Annotated in this window: 15 protein-coding genes; 11 read left to right on the top strand and 4 right to left on the bottom strand. The window is 70.7% G+C overall.

The genetic code is table 11. The features are described 5' to 3' along the window. Positions 1-18 precede the first annotated feature (18 nt). Genes OHA11_RS15315 through OHA11_RS15305 form a run of 3 tightly spaced genes read left to right on the top strand, consistent with a single transcriptional unit; the run spans position 19 to position 3159 of the window. Positions 19-993 (top strand): ABC transporter permease, encoded by a 975-nt coding sequence (locus OHA11_RS15315; RefSeq protein WP_266507191.1) that lies wholly within the window; start codon positions 19-21, stop codon positions 991-993. A 5-nt stretch (positions 994-998) separates the two neighbouring features. Continuing rightward, positions 999-2045: an ABC transporter ATP-binding protein gene (locus tag OHA11_RS15310; RefSeq protein WP_266496532.1), complete on the top strand. Its 1047-nt coding sequence runs from the start codon at positions 999-1001 to the stop codon at positions 2043-2045. Beyond that, entirely contained in the window at positions 2038-3159 is a 1122-nt protein-coding gene (locus OHA11_RS15305; RefSeq protein ID WP_266496530.1) for an ABC transporter ATP-binding protein, read from the top strand. The genes OHA11_RS15310 and OHA11_RS15305 overlap by 8 nt, the downstream gene beginning before the upstream one ends. 177 nt (positions 3160-3336) lie before the next feature. On the opposite strand, the gene OHA11_RS15300 is transcribed toward OHA11_RS15305, so the two are convergent. After that, positions 3337-5454, bottom strand: a complete 2118-nt coding sequence (locus OHA11_RS15300; RefSeq protein WP_266496528.1) for a S9 family peptidase — start codon at positions 5452-5454, stop codon at positions 3337-3339. Between the two features lie 196 nt (positions 5455-5650). Here OHA11_RS15300 and OHA11_RS15295 point away from each other — a divergent pair, with 196 nt between their 5' ends. After that, positions 5651-5845, top strand: coding sequence for a hypothetical protein (locus OHA11_RS15295; protein ID WP_266496526.1), 195 nt, complete (start codon positions 5651-5653; stop codon positions 5843-5845). A 29-nt stretch (positions 5846-5874) separates the two neighbouring features. Here OHA11_RS15295 and OHA11_RS15290 read toward each other — a convergent pair whose 3' ends face one another. Beyond that, on the bottom strand, positions 5875-6147 hold the full coding sequence (locus OHA11_RS15290) for a DUF397 domain-containing protein (RefSeq protein ID WP_266496524.1): 273 nt from the start codon (positions 6145-6147) through the stop codon (positions 5875-5877). Then, entirely contained in the window at positions 6144-7022 is an 879-nt protein-coding gene (locus OHA11_RS15285) for a helix-turn-helix transcriptional regulator (RefSeq protein WP_266496522.1), read from the bottom strand. Before OHA11_RS15285 ends, OHA11_RS15290 begins: the two co-directional genes overlap by 4 nt. Before the next feature lie 144 nt (positions 7023-7166). On the opposite strand from OHA11_RS15285, the gene OHA11_RS15280 reads away from it, so the two are divergent. The 7 genes from OHA11_RS15280 (at position 7167) to OHA11_RS15250 (ending at position 14560) form a co-directional block, all read left to right on the top strand. Continuing rightward, positions 7167-7664: an ATP-binding protein gene (locus tag OHA11_RS15280; RefSeq protein WP_266496520.1), complete on the top strand. Its 498-nt coding sequence runs from the start codon at positions 7167-7169 to the stop codon at positions 7662-7664. A gap of 229 nt (positions 7665-7893) precedes the next feature. Then, positions 7894-8859: a helix-turn-helix domain-containing protein gene (locus OHA11_RS15275; protein ID WP_266496518.1), complete on the top strand. Its 966-nt coding sequence runs from the start codon at positions 7894-7896 to the stop codon at positions 8857-8859. Positions 8860-8887: 28 nt separating this feature from the next. Then, positions 8888-9808 (top strand): hypothetical protein, encoded by a 921-nt coding sequence (locus tag OHA11_RS15270; protein ID WP_266496516.1) that lies wholly within the window; start codon positions 8888-8890, stop codon positions 9806-9808. A gap of 75 nt (positions 9809-9883) precedes the next feature. Next, positions 9884-10801, top strand: coding sequence for an N-acetyl-1-D-myo-inositol-2-amino-2-deoxy-alpha-D-glucopyranoside deacetylase (mshB, locus tag OHA11_RS15265; protein WP_266496513.1), 918 nt, complete (start codon positions 9884-9886; stop codon positions 10799-10801). Positions 10802-10899: 98 nt separating this feature from the next. Next, positions 10900-11325, top strand: coding sequence for a DUF6113 family protein (locus OHA11_RS15260; RefSeq protein ID WP_266496511.1), 426 nt, complete (start codon positions 10900-10902; stop codon positions 11323-11325). An 84-nt stretch (positions 11326-11409) separates the two neighbouring features. Further along, complete coding sequence (locus OHA11_RS15255; protein WP_266507189.1) at positions 11410-14217, top strand: hypothetical protein; 2808 nt, start codon at positions 11410-11412, stop codon at positions 14215-14217. A 193-nt stretch (positions 14218-14410) separates the two neighbouring features. Then, entirely contained in the window at positions 14411-14560 is a 150-nt protein-coding gene (locus OHA11_RS15250; protein ID WP_266496509.1) for a hypothetical protein, read from the top strand. 27 nt (positions 14561-14587) lie between these two features. On the opposite strand, the gene OHA11_RS15245 is transcribed toward OHA11_RS15250, so the two are convergent. After that, positions 14588-15418 carry an MBL fold metallo-hydrolase gene (locus tag OHA11_RS15245; RefSeq protein WP_266496507.1) on the bottom strand — a complete coding sequence of 277 codons (831 nt, stop codon included), beginning with the start codon at positions 15416-15418 and terminating at the stop codon, positions 14588-14590. Between the last annotated feature and the right edge of the window lie 113 nt (positions 15419-15531).

Raw genomic sequence — 15531 nt, 5'->3', positions numbered from 1 at the left:
ATGCCGCGGGAGCCGCACATGTCGGGTGGGGGCCGCGCCCCGGAGGACGGCGCCATCGCCGCGACAGGCATGGGCGGCGCGATGGACCTGGCCACGCAGGAGGCCACCTCGCTGGAGAAGACCCCGGGCGGACCGGAGCCTTCAGAGAAGCCGCGTTCCCTGTGGTCCGACGCCTGGCGCGACCTCCGCCGCAACCCCGTCTTCATCATCTCGGCGCTCATCATCGTCTTCCTGGTCTTCATCTCCCTGTGGCCCTCGGTGATCGCCCCCGGCAACCCGCTCAAGTGCGACCTCGCCAAGGCCCAGGAGGGCTCCCAGCCCGGCGCCCCCTTCGGCTACAACGGTCAGGGCTGCAACGTCTACACCCGCACGGTGTACGGGGCCCGGGTGTCCGTCACCGTCGGAGTGTGCGCCACGCTCGGGGTCGCGATCCTCGGCTCGTTGCTCGGCGGGCTCGCCGGGTTCTTCGGCGGGGGGTCGGACGCGATCCTGTCCCGGATCACCGACATCTTCTTCGCGATCCCCGTCGTCCTCGGCGGCCTGGTGCTGCTGTCCGTCGTCACCAGCTCCACGGTCTGGCCGGTCATCGGGTTCATGGTGCTGCTCGGCTGGCCGCAGCTCTCCCGTATCGCCCGCGGTTCCGTGATCACCACCAGACAGAACGACTACGTCCAGGCGGCCCGGGCGCTGGGCGCCTCCAACTCCCGGATCCTGCTGCGGCACATCGCACCCAACGCGGTCGCCCCGGTCATCGTCGTGGCGACCATCGCGCTAGGTACGTACATCGCGCTGGAGGCGACCCTCTCGTACCTCGGGGTCGGGCTGAAGCCGCCCACCGTGAGCTGGGGCATCGACATCTCCTCGGCGTCCCAGTACATCCGCACGGCCCCGCACGCGCTCCTGTGGCCGGCCGGGGCCCTCGCCGTCACCGTCCTCGCGTTCATCATGCTCGGCGACGCGGTGCGCGACGCCCTCGACCCGAAGCTGAGGTGACGGCCGTGCTGCTCGAAGTACGCGATCTGCACGTGGAGTTCAGAACCAGGGACGGGGTCGCCAAGGCCGTCAACGGCGTCAGCTACAGCGTGGACGAGGGCGAGACGCTCGCCGTACTCGGCGAGTCCGGCTCCGGCAAGTCCGTGACCGCCCAGGCGATCATGGGCATCCTCGACACCCCGCCCGGGAAAATCACCGCGGGCGAGGTCCTCTTCCAGGGCGAGGACCTCCTGAAGTACAAGGAGGAGGACCGGCGCAAGGTCCGCGGCGCCCGGATGGCGATGATCTTCCAGGACGCGCTGTCCTCCCTGAACCCGGTGCTCAGCGTCGGCGCCCAGCTCGGCGAGATGTTCACCGTCCATCAGGGCATGTCCAGGAAGGCCGCCAGGGCCAAGGCGATCGAGCTGATGGACCGGGTGCGCATCCCGGCCGCGTCGGCCCGCGTCGGCGACTACCCCCACCAGTTCTCCGGCGGCATGCGCCAGCGCATCATGATCGCCATGGCGCTGGCCCTCGAACCGGACCTGATCATCGCCGACGAACCCACCACCGCCCTCGACGTCACCGTCCAGGCCCAGGTCATGGACCTGCTCGCCGAGCTCCAGCGCGAGCTCGGCATGGGGCTCATCCTCATCACCCACGACCTCGGCGTGGTCGCGGACGTCGCCGACCGGATCTCCGTCATGTACGCGGGCCGGATCATCGAGTCGGCCCCGGTCCACGACATCTACAAGGCCCCGGCGCACCCGTACACGAAGGGCCTCCTGGAGTCGATCCCGCGGCTCGACCAGAAGGGCAAGGAGCTGTACGCCATCAAGGGCCTGCCGCCGAACCTCATGCACATCCCGCCCGGCTGCGCCTTCAACCCGCGCTGCCCGCTGGCCCAGGACGTCTGCCGGACCGACGTACCGCCGCTGTACGAGGTGACCGAGGTGACCGAGGTGACCGGGGCGACCGGGGCGACCGGGGCGACCGAGGTGACCGAGGTGACCGAGGCGGGCCCGGACCGCGTGAGTGCCTGCCACTTCTGGCGGGAGTGCCTCCATGGCTGACCCGATCCTCCGGGTGCGCGGCCTGGTCAAGCACTACCCGCTCACCCAGGGCGTCGTCTTCAAGAAACAGGTCGGCGCGGTGAAGGCCGTCGACGGCGTCGACTTCGAGCTCGGCGCCGGCGAGACCCTCGGCATCGTCGGCGAGTCCGGCTGCGGCAAGTCCACGGTCGCCAGGATGCTGGTCAGCCTGGAGAAGCCGACGGCCGGCGCGATCACGTACAAGGGCGAGGACGTCTCCCGGCTCTCCGGCCGCGCGCTGAAGGCCGTACGCCGCAACATCCAGATGGTCTTCCAGGACCCGTACACCTCGCTCAACCCGCGGATGACCGTCGGCGACATCATCGGCGAGCCGTACGAGATCCACCCCGAGGTCGCGCCGAAGGGCGACCGGCGCCGGAAGGTCCAGGACCTGCTGGACGTGGTCGGGCTCAACCCCGAGTACATCAACCGCTATCCGCACCAGTTCTCCGGCGGCCAGCGCCAGCGCATCGGCATCGCACGCGGTCTGGCGCTGCGCCCCGAGATCATCGTCGCCGACGAACCGGTCTCCGCCCTCGACGTGTCGGTCCAGGCCCAGGTCATCAACCTGATGGACCGGCTCCAGAGCGAGTTCGACCTGTCGTACGTGTTCATCGCGCACGACCTCTCGATCGTGCGGCACATCTCCGACCGGGTCGGTGTGATGTACCTCGGGCGGATCGTGGAGATCGGCAAGGACGCCGAGATCTACGACCACCCGACGCATCCCTATACACAGGCCCTGCTGTCCGCGGTGCCCGTCCCGGACCCGGAGGCCCGTGAGCACCGGGAGCGGATCATCCTCTTCGGCGACGTGCCCTCACCGGCGAACATCCCCTCCGGCTGCCGTTTCCGCACCCGCTGCTGGAAGGCCCAGGAGCGGTGCACCTTCGAGGTCCCGCTGCTCGCGGTGCCCGCGGAGTTCCGGTACGAGACCGGTCCCGCGGCCCATGCCTCGGCATGCCACTTCGCGGAGGAGAAACAGGTGGTCCCACCGGAGGAGCGGATGGACCGGGCTCTTGACGAGCCCGTGGACAAGATCCCGGACAAGACCTCGGACAAGATCCCGGACGAGCCCATGGACGACGCGAAATAGCATGACAAATAGGCATCAACTTCGTTAACACGCAGGCAACTTCACTGACCCGATACCGATATACGGACGCGTCAGTCTGAACAACGTACGGCCGTGCGGGTGCCGTAGACCGGCCGGGGCGCGCCATGTCTCCCCGGCCGGTCGCACGCCCACGGCAGGCTCGCTGCGGCGGGCTCGCTACGCCAGGTTCAGGGACCGCTTCAGGAAGTCCACCTGGAGCAGCAGCAGATTCTCCGCGACCTGCTCCTGCGGGGTCATGTGAGTGACCCCCGACAGCGGCAGCACCTCGTGCGGGCGGCCCGCGGCCAGCAGCGCGGAGGACAGTCGCAAGGAGTGCGCGACCACCACGTTGTCGTCGGCGAGACCGTGCACGATCATCATCGGCCGGACCGGCTCGGCGGCCCCCACCAGACCGTCGTCGTCGATCAGCGAGTTCGCCGCGTACACCTCCGGCCGCGTGTTCGGATCCCCGAGATACCGCTCGGTGTAGTGGGTGTCGTACAGCCGCTGGTCCGTCACCGGCGCGCCCACCACGCCCGCATGGAAGACGTCGGGGCGCCGCAGCACAGCGAGCCCCGCGAGATAGCCGCCGAACGACCAGCCACGGATCGCCACCCGGTCCAGGTCCAGCGGGAAGCGCTCGGCGAGCGCCCGGAGCGCGTGGATCTGGTCGTCGAGGACGACCGCCGCGAGATCATCCTTGATCGACTTCTCCCAGGCGGGCGAGCGACCCGGCATGCCCCGCCCGTCCGCGACGATCACGGCGAACCCCTGGTCGGCGAACCACTGCGAGGTCAGATACGCGTTGTGCGCGGCCAGCACCCGCTGCCCGTGCGGTCCGCCGTACGGGTCCATCAGCACCGGCAGCGGACCGTCGGTGTAGCCCGTGGGGAGCAGAACGGCGCACGGCACACGGCGCTCGCCCGCCTCCACGAGCGTCACGCGCGGGCTCAGCCCGGGGTCCTCGGCATACGAGGCCACGGTCGTCGCCCGCTTGCCGTCGCGCAGCACCTGTACCTGGGCGCCCGGCCGGTCGGGCACGGCCGACACGAGTACGGTCACGCCGCCCGCGCGGACCGCCGAGTGGACGCCGGGTTCCGATGAAATCCGTTCCACACCAAGGTCGTTGACCCGGTAGACGTGCACCTCGCCGATCTCCGGGGCGACGGCCGCCGCCCCGGCCGACGCGGACACCAACACGTCGTCGTCCGACACATCGAGCACCGCTCGTACCTGCAACTGCGGTCCGGTCAGGGGGCGTTCACCGACGGCGAGCACCCGCGCCCCGCCCTCGTCGGCGATCCGTACGAGCTGTCCGCTCGGGCTCCAGCTCGGCACTCCGGGGAAAAGATCAAGCCATTGTGGATCTTCGTCCGCGTGCACCATCCGGGTCGCCCCGGTGTCCGGATCGACGGCCAGATAGAGCTGGCTCGCCTGGTCGCGCGCCTGGACGAGCAGCAGCGGTGCTCCGGCCGCAGACCAGTGCACCCGCGCCAGATAGGGGTAGCGGGCCCGGTCCCACACCACCTCCGTGCGCGCCCCTTCGAGGTCGATCACGAAGAGTCGTACCTCCGCGTTGTCCGTCCCGGCCGCCGGATAGGCGACCTGCTGCGGATCCCGCGCGGGCTGGGCCGGATCGGAGATCCACCAGCGGCGCACGGGGGCGTCGTCGGCGCGCGCGACCAGCAGCCGGTCCGACTCCGGCGACCACCAGAACCCGCGCGAACGGCCCATTTCCTCGGCCGCGATGAACTCGGCGAGCCCGTACGTGACGGTGTCGGACTCCGGTTCGGCGAGCGCCCTGTCGTCCTCTCCCTCGGCGCCGACGACCCTCAGGGCGCCCCCGGACACGTACGCGACGAGCCGTCCGTCGGGGGACGGGCGCGGGTCCAACACTGACCCCGGGACGCGGAGTTCACGTGCTGTCCCGGCCCGCAACTCGGCTGTGAAGAGCCGCCCCGACAGAGCGAAGGAGGCCAGCTCCGCGGCCGTGTCGGTGGCGTAGCCGATGATGCCCGCCCCGCCCTCGCGGCTGCGCTCGCGCCGGGCCCGCTCCGCCGCCGACAGCCGCTCCGAGGAGCCCCCGAGCAGCGTCCGTGGATCCGCGGCGAGACGCTCCTCGCCGCCTGCCACATCGAGAACCCACAGCTGGTTCGCCCGGTCCGTACCGGACGGGGATCGCAGAAACACGACACGGGAACCGTCGGGCGCCACGGTGAACGCGCGGGGCGCGCCGAGCGTGAAGCGCAGGGTGCGCGCCTGCCGGCGCGGAAAGGAGAGAGGCTCGGTCGTCATGCTCCGACCATATTGGCCATGCGCCCCCTTGTGCGGCCGTGCGCCGATCGATGCGCACGGGCGAATAGTTATGATCACTACAGCTGTGTGGGTATCAACCTGCTGGCTGTTGTAAGGATTTACTGCCCCCCACAACCCAACCCCCCGACCCCCCTGACCCCCCCCGCGTCCCTGGGATCCTTGGAGGTGAACCGCCGTGGCACTCTCGATTTCGGCGGTGGTGCTGCTGGCGATCATCGTCTTCATCCTGATCAAGAAATCAGGGTTGAAGCCGCCTCACGCCATCGTGTGTGTCCTGTTCGGTTTCTACCTGGCCAGCTCGACGATCGCACCCACGATCAACGACCTGACCACGAACATCGCGGGCATGATCGGGGACCTCAAGTTCTGACCCGCGCCGCCCGGAACCCCCGAGGTCGGTCAGCCCTCGGACACGTACGGCACGAAGTCGGCCCAGGCCTCCGGCGAGAGCTGGAGGCGGGGGCCGTTGGTCTGCTTGGAGTCGCGGACGTGGACGGTTCCTGGGGTGGTGGCGAGTTCGACGCAGGAGTCACCCTCGCTGCCGCTGCTGTAGCTGCTCTTGAACCAGTCCAGCGCCACCTCGACGCAGGACTCGCCGTCATTGCCGCCGCTGTAGCTGCTCTTGAACCACGCCAGTTCGGATACGTCCCCGGCAGCGGTCTTGCGGATCATGTCTCTCCCAGCAGTTGCTCGATGAGGATCAGCGACTCCCGCGGAGGGAGGGCCTGCGCCCGGATGGTGCCATACCGCAGTTCAAGGATGCGCAGCCGTTTCGGGTCCGAGGTCGGGCGACCGTTGAACGCGCCGTCGGAACGTCCCACCGCCGTGCCGTCCGGGAACTTCAGCAACTCGATCCGTCCGTCCAGACCGGAGTGGACCTCGCAGTTCATCGGCATCACTTGAAGCACGACGTTGTGCAACCGCCCCACTTCCAAAAGGCGTTCGAGCTGCTGTCGCCACACCATTGTGCCTCCGATGGGACGCCGCAGCGATGCCTCTTCCATGACGAAGTGGATCGACGGAGCCGGGTCCCGTTCGAAGACCGACTGCCGGGCCAGACGAGCCGCCACCATGCGTTCCACGTCGTCCGGTGAGTACGGCGGCTGCGCCGCACCGATCACGGCCCGCACATGCTCCGGAGTCTGCAACAACCCGGCGACGATGTTGCACTCGTAGACGCCGATCTCGACCGCCATGGCCTCCAACTTGCCCAGCTCCCGAACCTTCTTCGGATAGCGGACCTTCTTCACGTCCTCCTTCATCGCTGAGATCAAGCCGTCGGCCCCCAGCACCTCGTCCGCCTTGTCCAGATACTCGGGCTGAGGGATCCGCGTCCCGCCCTCGATCTTGTAGACCATGTCCTCGCCGTACCCGACGGCCACCCCGAACTCGGCGGCCCGCATCCCCGCCGCCTCCCGTCGCAGCTTCAGCTGTCGACCCACGGTCGCGATGACCGCCACGCCCCACTCGTCGTCCGGGTCCACCTCCCAACCCGGCTCGTCCGCCTCGCTCTTGAGCCGCACCGCGTTGCCGTCCACCTGCTGCATCCCGTACCCCTCCGTCGTACGACCGTGCCACGACGCCCCCTACCCGCACGGCTGCTGCCGACAGCCCGGACACGACCGGACAGTCACCGTACGCAACGGAGTTGTCACTGTTCACGGTAGGCGCGGGCGGCCACTCTGAGTGACGTGATCCAGAAAACCGCCGCCCCCGAGGCCCGACTCGACCACCCCATCCGCAACTTCAGCGTGCAACTGTCACCCACGCCACGCGGAGCCCGCCTCGCCCGCCTGCTCGCCACCGAGCAACTCCGCTCCTGGGAACTCCCGTTGGACCCGGCGCGCCAACTCGTCGCCGAACTCGCGGCCAACGCGGCCACCCACAGCCGCGTTCGCGGCCGGGACTTCCGGCTCGCCCTCTACGTCGTCGGCGACACCCTGCGCATCGAGGTCACCGACACTTGCGGCGACCGCCTGCCCCGCCCCCAAGACCCCGCGCCCGACAGCGAGTCCGGCCGAGGCCTCGTCCTCGTCGAGGCACTGGCCGACCGCTGGGGCGTAACCCTGGGGCCGTACCCACGCAAGACGGTCTGGGCGGAGGTGAACGTCGTACGGGACCAGGTACCGGACCGCGGAAACGCGAGCTCCGGTGCCAGGGGCGCTCTTCCCAAAGAAACACGAGGGTGAAAGGACCCCACCAAGCCCCACCCCTACCCTCCCGCCTCCCGCCTCCCGCCTCCCGCCCACGTCGGCATGCCTCTCACTCGCGCGAGTGAACATCACCAACTCGACTGGATTCTCGGCTGGTTGCCTGGCCTACGCTCTGCGCAACACAACCGCAAACATGCGACGGCCCCCGCCGGGACGGCAATCCCAATGCGAGGGCCTGACCACCGAGGAAGAAGAAGGCTTCCCGATGGATACGCACGACATTAGCGTGCTCCCGCACGCCCAGTCCCGGCATGCCGCCAACAATCGCCCGAACCGGCGGCACCTCCGCTCCGGAGCCTCCGGAGACTCCCGGGACTCCGGCCACGGCGGCCTCACCCACGACAACGCCCGCCATTCCACCCGCTTCACGGTGATCGGCAACCATCTCGCCCAGCACCCGGAGCTTTCGGGTCTCGCGATCGGGCTGGCCGTCTACATCCAGTCCCTCCCGGCAGGCGTTCGCGTCGACATCAAGACCCTCGCCGCCCGCTTCCCCGAGGGCGCGACCCGTATCGCCGCCGCCCTGCGCGAGTTGGAGGCCCACGGCTACCTGCGCCGCGAACGGCGACGCATCCCCGGCGGCCGGATCGTCACCCGCACGATCTCCTGCAACCAGCCGGGCCACCACGGCCCGGAAGCCGCCGACCACGGGCCCGTCACTTCACAGAAGCCGGAGAAGCCCGAGGGGATGGAGGGGCCGGACAAGCCGGAGGGGCCGGACAAGCCGGAGAGGCCGAAGAAGCGCGCACCCCGCAAGCCCCTCCCCGCCGTACCGCGCCCCGCGTACCCCGCCCCCGCCCTCCTCCAGGCCGCCGCCGACCTCCTCGCGGAACTCCGCCGCCACGACCCGTGCCTCCTCCTCTCCGCCTGCGACACCGCCCACCTCGCCCCCGGCGTCGCCGCCTGGCTGGAGCGCGACGTCAGCCCCACCGCCGTACGACAGGCGCTCACCGCCGACCTGCCACCCGAGGGTCTACGACGCCCTGCCGCTTTCATGGCCCACCGCCTCACCGCGCAGCTGCCGCCGCCAGCCCCATACCGCGCCCGCACCCCACCGTCGGCGGGCGTCCGGCACCCACTCCAGAACTGCGACGGCTGCGACCGCGCCTTCCGCGCACCAGAGCCGGGCCGCTGCCACGACTGCCGGACCACTGCACCCGCACTCGTCTGAATCTGTGCAAGACAACGTAAGGAACCGCATGGTCAGCCCGCCCCATGAGGCGATGCACCGCATCTTCCAGGATTACCCGGGACTGTTCACAGGTGTCTCCCAGGTCCTCGGCCTCACCTTCGCCCCGCCCGCATCCGTCACGGTCATGCCCACCGACCTCACCGAGGCCAGGCCGGTCGAGCGCCGTGTGGACACGCTGCTGCGCTTCGACAGCGACGGCTCAACAGGTGAGGACTCGTTCCTGCTGGCCATCGAATCGCAGGGCAAGAAGGACCCTGACAAGCCCTCCAGCTGGGCCTATTACTTGTCGTTCCTGTGCGCCAAGTACAAGATCCCGGTCCTGCTGTTGGTCGTCTGCCAGGACCGAGCCACAGCCGAATGGGCTGCCCGGCCCGTATCCCTGAGCCCTCGGCAGTGGCCCGCGCTCACCCTCCGCCCCCTCGTGGCGGGTCCGCACAACATGCCCGTGATCACCGATCCGGACGAGGCCGGCGCCGACCTGGCGCTGACCACGCTGTCCGCCATCACTCACGCGAAGGATCCGGACGTCGGTGACATACTGAAAGCACTGTCCAGCGCCCTGCAGCAGGTGTCCGAAGCAGTCGCAGACCCCATCATCGAATTCACCGCACAAGGCTTGAGCGGCAACCGCCGGGCCGTGGAACTCTGGAGGAACCTGATGGCCGTGGACCTCTCCTTCTACAAGTCTTGGCTCTCGGAAGAGATCCGTGACGAGGGGCGTGACGAGGGGCGCGCAGAAGCTCGCGTTCAGACGGCCGCCGAGGACGTCCTGCTCGTCCTGGAGACGCGCGGCCTCGATGTCCCCGACGAGATCCGCGAGCGCGTCACCGGCTGCGACGACCCCGACCTCCTGCGCCGCTTGCTCACCCGCGCCGTCACCGCGCCATCCGCAGAAGAGATCTTTACCGACGCGGGAGAAGACGCCTGAGCCCTGCGGGAGCCGTCGGGGTGTGAACCCACCGGCGGTGGCGAGGAGAGCGCCAGCCCCTCGTAGGGTTGGTCCATGACCGAACTGCCCTCCCGGCGTCTGCTCCTGGTGCACGCGCACCCGGACGACGAGGCGATCAACAACGGCGCGACCATGGCCAGGTACGCGGCCGAGGGCGCCCGGGTCACGCTTGTGACCTGCACCCTCGGTGAGCGCGGCGAGGTCATCCCGCCCGGCCTCGCCCACCTGTCGGGCAAGGCTCTCGGCGCGCACCGTCTGGCCGAGCTCGGCGCGGCGATGCGCGAGCTGGGTGTGAGCGACTTCCGTTCCCTCGGCGGCGCCGGGCGGTATCAGGACTCCGGGATGATGGGCCTCCCCGACAACGACGACCCGCGCTGCTTCTGGCAGGCGGATGTCGACGAGGCGGCCGCGGAACTTGTCCGGGTGATCCGCGAGTCACGCCCCCAAGTGCTCGTGACGTACGACACCGACGGCGGCTACGGCCACCCGGACCACATCCAGACCCACCGCGTCGCCATGCGCGCCGCCGACCTGGCCGCGGACCCCGGCGTCCGCCCGGAGATGGGCGAACCGTGGACGATCGCGAAGATCTACTGGAACCGCGTACCGCGCTCGGTCGCCGAGGAACGCTTCGCCCATCTGAAGGACGTACTGGACGAACTGCCGTTCCCCGCCTCCGCCGCCGTCGACGACGTGCCGGGCGTGGTGGACGACTCCCTGATCACCACGGAGATCGACGGCACCGCCTTCGCCGCCGCGAAGGCCGCCGCGATGCGGGCCCACGCCACCCAGATCGAGGTCACCGAACCGTGGTTCGCGCTCTCCAACCACCTCGCGCAGCCGCTGTTCGCCACGGAGTACTACGAGTTGGTGCGCGGGGTGCGCGGGGTGCGCGGGGAGCGTGGGGAGCGCGTGGGGCCGGAGCGGGAGACGGACCTGTTCGCCGGTACCGCTGACGCGGGTGCACGATGAGTCGTGAGGAACGAGCCGGTGCACAGTAGGTCCTCGGGAACGAGTGGGTGCACGATGAGTCCTGGGGGATGTCTGATGCGTACTGAGGTGAGTGAGAGATGAGTACGGCGAACAGGCCGGCCGCGGGCAGCATGCTCGCCGAGCCGCTGCGGGCGCCCTCGGCCGGACGGATCGTCGTCCACCTGGGGCTCTTCGTGCTGGGTGCCGTGGTTGGGGCGGCCGGTGCACTGGTCCAGGCGGGCCTGTTCCCGGGCGGGCTGCTGCTCGCGCTGGCCGGCGCGGCCGGGCTCTTCCTCGGCGGGGCGCGGGCGACGGGTGGCCGGGGCGGTTCGGTCGCACCCGCCGCGGGATGGATGATCGCCGTCGTCCTGCTCACCGCGAGCCGCCCGGAGGGAGACTTCCTCTTCGCCGCGGGAGCGGGCTCCTACCTCTTCCTGCTCGGCGGTATGGCCGTGGCTGTGATGTGCGCCACCCTTGGCCGGGGGCGGCAACCGGAGGGGCCCGCCGCCCGACTTGCCAAGTGACGTACCACTTCGCCGCGGTGCGCAGGTGCAAGTCCGGTGTGGGTTTCAGCTGTGGCCGCAAGATGATGGTGACAAGTGGCCAGTATGGTGGTGCGCGCCGCCGAGCCGCCCGAATCGAGGTATCGAGGTCGAGTACACGGGCGGTGGAGCCAACCAGGAGAACCTGCCTTGAGTCGTGAAACTGACAGTTCGTCCTCCGGGCCCAACGGGCGCGGCGGAACCGCATACCCGTCGGGGACTCCGCCGTACGGAACGCCCAAGGCTTCCGACGACGCCGCCGACACCGGGCGTTCCGCTGCCGACCGGCCGGAACAGCCCAGGACCGAGACCACTCTGACGACCCGGATCCGGATCAACATCCCCGGATCCCGGCCCATTCCACCGGTCGTCGTGCGCACACCCGTCGCGGGCGGAGACTCCTCCGACAGTACGAGTGTGCCCGCGCCGGCCCCCGTCGACACCGGACCGAGTACCGGTCAGGTCGGGCCCGTGGACTCCGACACCGGATCCCATCGCCTGCCCACCGGCGGCGGCGCCGAGGACAAGACGAGCGACTGGTTCGCGCCACGCAAGTCCGGTGCGCCCAAGGGCGGTCCGGGCGGTGGCGGCACCAACGGCGCCGGGACGCCCGGCGGTTCGGCTGCGCAGGGCTCGGCGGCGGTGTCCGGGGCGGGAGTTGGCGCTTCAGGGGCGCCCGGTACGCCCGGTACGCCTGGTGCGCGTCCCTCTGCCTCCGGTGCGCCCAGAGGCGGTTCAGGCGCCGGTGGTGCGGCTCGGCCCGGCGGCGCCCGGCCCGGCGGTACGAACGGCGCGGGGCTGCCCGGCGCGGGCGGTACCGGGCCTGTGGCGCCCGGCCATGGCGGCGGCACCGGTTCCTTCGACGTGTCCGCGGCACTGGCGGCGGGGCCGCTGGGCAGCGCGCCGGGCTCGTCGCCGTACGCGCCGGACGGCGCGGGCGACGGCGTCGGCGGCGGTGAGCCACGGCGCGACGGACTTCCGTACTTCTCCGGCGGCCAGGGCGGACCCTCGGGCCCGACCGGCGGACCGGTCACCGGCGCCGGTCAGCTGACGCCGCCCGGCGGTGTGCGCGGTCCCGGCGGCCAGGGTGGTCCCGGCGGTCCCGGTGGCCAGGGTTTCCCTGGCGGGCCTGGGCCTGGGCCTGGAGCTGGCGGTCAGGGCGGTGGGCCTGGCGGCCCGCGCATCCGTGGCGGCGTGGGCGACCAGAACGGTCAGGCCGGTCAGGCCGGTCAGGCCGGTCAGGGCAGCCAGGGCGGCCAGGGGTTGCCCGGCGGCCAGGGTGCCGCGGCGTTCCACGGCGCTCCCGGAGGACCCGGTGGGCCCGGGGGCCCCGGCGGTCCCGGAGCACCGGACGGCTCGGGTTTCCCTGGGCCCAACGGTGCCCAGAGCGGTTCGGGTTTCCCGGGGCCCAATGGCGCCCAGAGCGGTTCGGCCTTCCCCGGGCCCAACGGTGCTCAGCACGGCTCGGCCTTCCCTGGCGGACCCGGTGCCACCGGTGTCCAGAACGGCGCCGGTTCCCCCGGCGGTCCTGGTGCCCCCGGCGGACCTGGCGGTCACGCGGGACCCGGCGGGCCTGGCGGACACGACGGCCCCCGCGCTCACGACGCCTCGGGCTTCCCCGGTGGCAAGGGCGTTCAGAGTGGCATGGCCTTCTCCTCGGGGCCCGGCGGCGGGATGAGCGACGACACCGCGATCCTCACTCCGCAGAAGCCCGCCCCCGAACCCGGTACGCCGGGCTACGGCGGCACCGGTGAGAACGTCTCCGGACACACGCTGACCAGCGGCATCCCGGTCGTGCCGTCCGCCCCGAACTCACCGTTCGGACCGGGCGCGCGCAGCGATGGACCGCTGCAGCACCAGCCCCCGAAGCTCCCTGAACCGGTCTCGCCGGTGGCGCCCGCCGCCACCCGGTCGAAGCCGAAGAAAAAGGGCCGCAACAAGCTGGTGCTCCTGGTCACCGGAGTGGTGGGCCTGGGCGGGCTCGCGTACGGCGCCGGGCTGCTGATGAACCACTCCGACGTGCCCAAGGGCACCACCGTGCTCGGCATCGAGATCGGCGGCGGCACCCGTGACGAGGCCGTCAAGAAGCTCGACGACGCCTTCAAGGCGGGGGCGGCCAAGCCGCTGCAGCTCTCGGTCGAGGGCGACACCGTCGCGCTCAGGCCGGATCAGGCCGGCCTCCAGTTCGACAGCCAGGCGACGGTACGGGCCGCGGCGGGCAGCGACTACAACCCCGTCTCGGTGATCGGCTCGCTGCTCGGCAACCATCGAGTCGTCGACCCCGTGATGCCCGTCGACGAGGAGAAGCTGGCGGCCGCTCTGGAGCGCGCCGCGGGCGGTTCCGGCTCGGCGACCGAGGGCACGATCAAGTTCGAGCCGGGCAAGGCCGTCGCCGTCTACGGCAAGGCGGGCCAGGGCATCGACATCGGCCGGTCGACGGAGTCCGTCGAGGAGGCGTACCGCGCGCAGGTCGAGACCGGGAACGCGGCGCCCGTCAAGGTCCCGACCACGACGAAGGAGCCCAAGGTCACCAAGGCCGAGGTCGACCGCATGATGAAGGCGTTCGCCGAGCCGGTGATGTCCGCCAGCGTGACGATCAAGGCCGGCGGGGTGTCAGTCGAGTTCAGCCCCGAGATCTCCCTGTGGAGGTTCATCAGCGTCAAGGCCAACGCTCAGGGCAAGCTGGTCGAGTACTACGACCTGCCCGTGCTCAAGTCGCGGTACCGCGACTCGTTCGACGGCGTACTGATCACCCGGGGCAACGGCAGCAAGACCGCCGTGACCCCCCAGGACGTGGTCGGTGCGATGCGCAAGGCTCTTGTCGGCAAGACGCCGGCGGACCGCATCGGAGTGATCGAGACCAACCCCAACTAGCCGCGGACCGGTTGGAGCTGACTGGTTGCGCGGACCGGTTGAGCTGATGGTTGAAGGGGGCACCCGGCGATGGCCGGGTGTCCCCTTGTCCCGTTCTGACGTTCGGCTCATCGTGACCCGAGTGGTCCCGCGTCGGGCGGGTGTCTAAGGGGCGGGTGCCGTATGGGCTGGGAACGCCGTACCGGCCGGGGAGTTGGAGTCCGCACCCGCCTGGCGCACCCTCACCTCGGCCGTGACCGTGGCGCCCTGGAACCCGGAACTCCCGTGCAGCACGCACGCGTACGCGGCCTTCCTCCACTCGGTGGCGAACGCACTTGAGGCGCTGAGAGCCAAGAGGATCTGAGCCGGGGGAGAGGGGGAGCCCTGGCCCTTACTCGGTGGTCGTAGTCGTAGTCGTGGCCGTGGCCGCGATTGTGGTTGTGGCCGTGATGGTGGCCGTGGTCGTCGGTGCGGGCCCGGTCGTCTCGACGACGAGGCCGGGTGTCGCGACGGCGACCGGGCCCCCGTACGCCTCCGCCGCGGCCCGCAGCGCGATCGCCGGGTCCGTCCCTGGCCACAGATGCGTCAGCAGTAGTCGCGCGGCTCCGGCCTCGGCCGCGTACCGTCCGGCCAGTCGCGCGGTGAGCAGACAGGCCGCGTCCTCGGCGGGAACCTCGTACGGGTACGTCGCCTCCGACAGGAGGATGTCCGCGTGCCGCGCCAGCCGTGCGATCGCGGGGCTCGGGCCGGTGTCGCCGGTGTACGCGAGGACGCTGCCTCCCGCGGTCAGCCGGAGGCCGGCGCCGGGCACGTGGTGGGGCAGGGACACCGTCTCGACGGCGAACGGGCCGATCGTGAGGCGGTCGCCGGGGACGAAATCGCGGCGGTCGTACGCGGGCGCGAGCATGCCCGGCCGGTCCAGGGCGAGGACGGCGTCGAGGGCGCCCTCCGGTGCGTACAGCGGGAGTGCGGGCTGCGGCGGGGCCTCGGCCAGCGCGCGGGCCCGGAGCAGGGGGTTCAGGTCGGCGCAGTGGTCGGGGTGGCCGTGGGTGACCAGCACCGCGTCGACCTCCCGCGCGGTGATGTGGTCGAGGAGACGGGGGAACGTGGCGTACCCGGGATCGAGGAGCAGCCGGAAACCGGAGTCCTCGACGAGGTAGCCGCTACAGGCCTGGTCGGCGGTCGGCCAGGCGCCGCAGCCGCCGAGCACGGTGAGCTTCATGCGATCCCCCTGAATACCTCTGGGTACTCCTCAGTGGCTCAGTACCTCAGTACCTCAGTACCTCAGTACCTCAGTACCTCTGCGTACTCCTGAATACCTGTGCGTACCCCCCC

The sequence above is a fragment of the Streptomyces sp. NBC_00878 genome (genome assembly GCF_026341515.1).
In the GTDB taxonomy this organism is placed as follows: Bacteria; Actinomycetota; Actinomycetes; order Streptomycetales; family Streptomycetaceae; genus Streptomyces.
This window is presented reverse-complemented; position numbering and strand designations above follow the sequence as displayed.

Coding starts and splice junctions, on each gene's coding strand:
- OHA11_RS15270 (WP_266496516.1), top strand. CDS start 8,888: ATGGTCAGCCCGCCCCATGAGGCGATGCACCGCATCTTCCAGGATTAC.
- mshB (WP_266496513.1), top strand. CDS start 9,884: ATGACCGAACTGCCCTCCCGGCGTCTGCTCCTGGTGCACGCGCACCCG.
- OHA11_RS15275 (WP_266496518.1), top strand. CDS start 7,894: ATGGATACGCACGACATTAGCGTGCTCCCGCACGCCCAGTCCCGGCAT.
- OHA11_RS15300 (WP_266496528.1), bottom strand. CDS start 5,454: ATGACGACCGAGCCTCTCTCCTTTCCGCGCCGGCAGGCGCGCACCCTG.
- OHA11_RS15305 (WP_266496530.1), top strand. CDS start 2,038: ATGGCTGACCCGATCCTCCGGGTGCGCGGCCTGGTCAAGCACTACCCG.
- OHA11_RS15260 (WP_266496511.1), top strand. CDS start 10,900: ATGAGTACGGCGAACAGGCCGGCCGCGGGCAGCATGCTCGCCGAGCCG.
- OHA11_RS15255 (WP_266507189.1), top strand. CDS start 11,410: ATGGTGGTGCGCGCCGCCGAGCCGCCCGAATCGAGGTATCGAGGTCGA.
- OHA11_RS15290 (WP_266496524.1), bottom strand. CDS start 6,147: ATGATCCGCAAGACCGCTGCCGGGGACGTATCCGAACTGGCGTGGTTC.
- OHA11_RS15315 (WP_266507191.1), top strand. CDS start 19: ATGTCGGGTGGGGGCCGCGCCCCGGAGGACGGCGCCATCGCCGCGACA.
- OHA11_RS15285 (WP_266496522.1), bottom strand. CDS start 7,022: ATGCAGCAGGTGGACGGCAACGCGGTGCGGCTCAAGAGCGAGGCGGAC.
- OHA11_RS15245 (WP_266496507.1), bottom strand. CDS start 15,418: ATGAAGCTCACCGTGCTCGGCGGCTGCGGCGCCTGGCCGACCGCCGAC.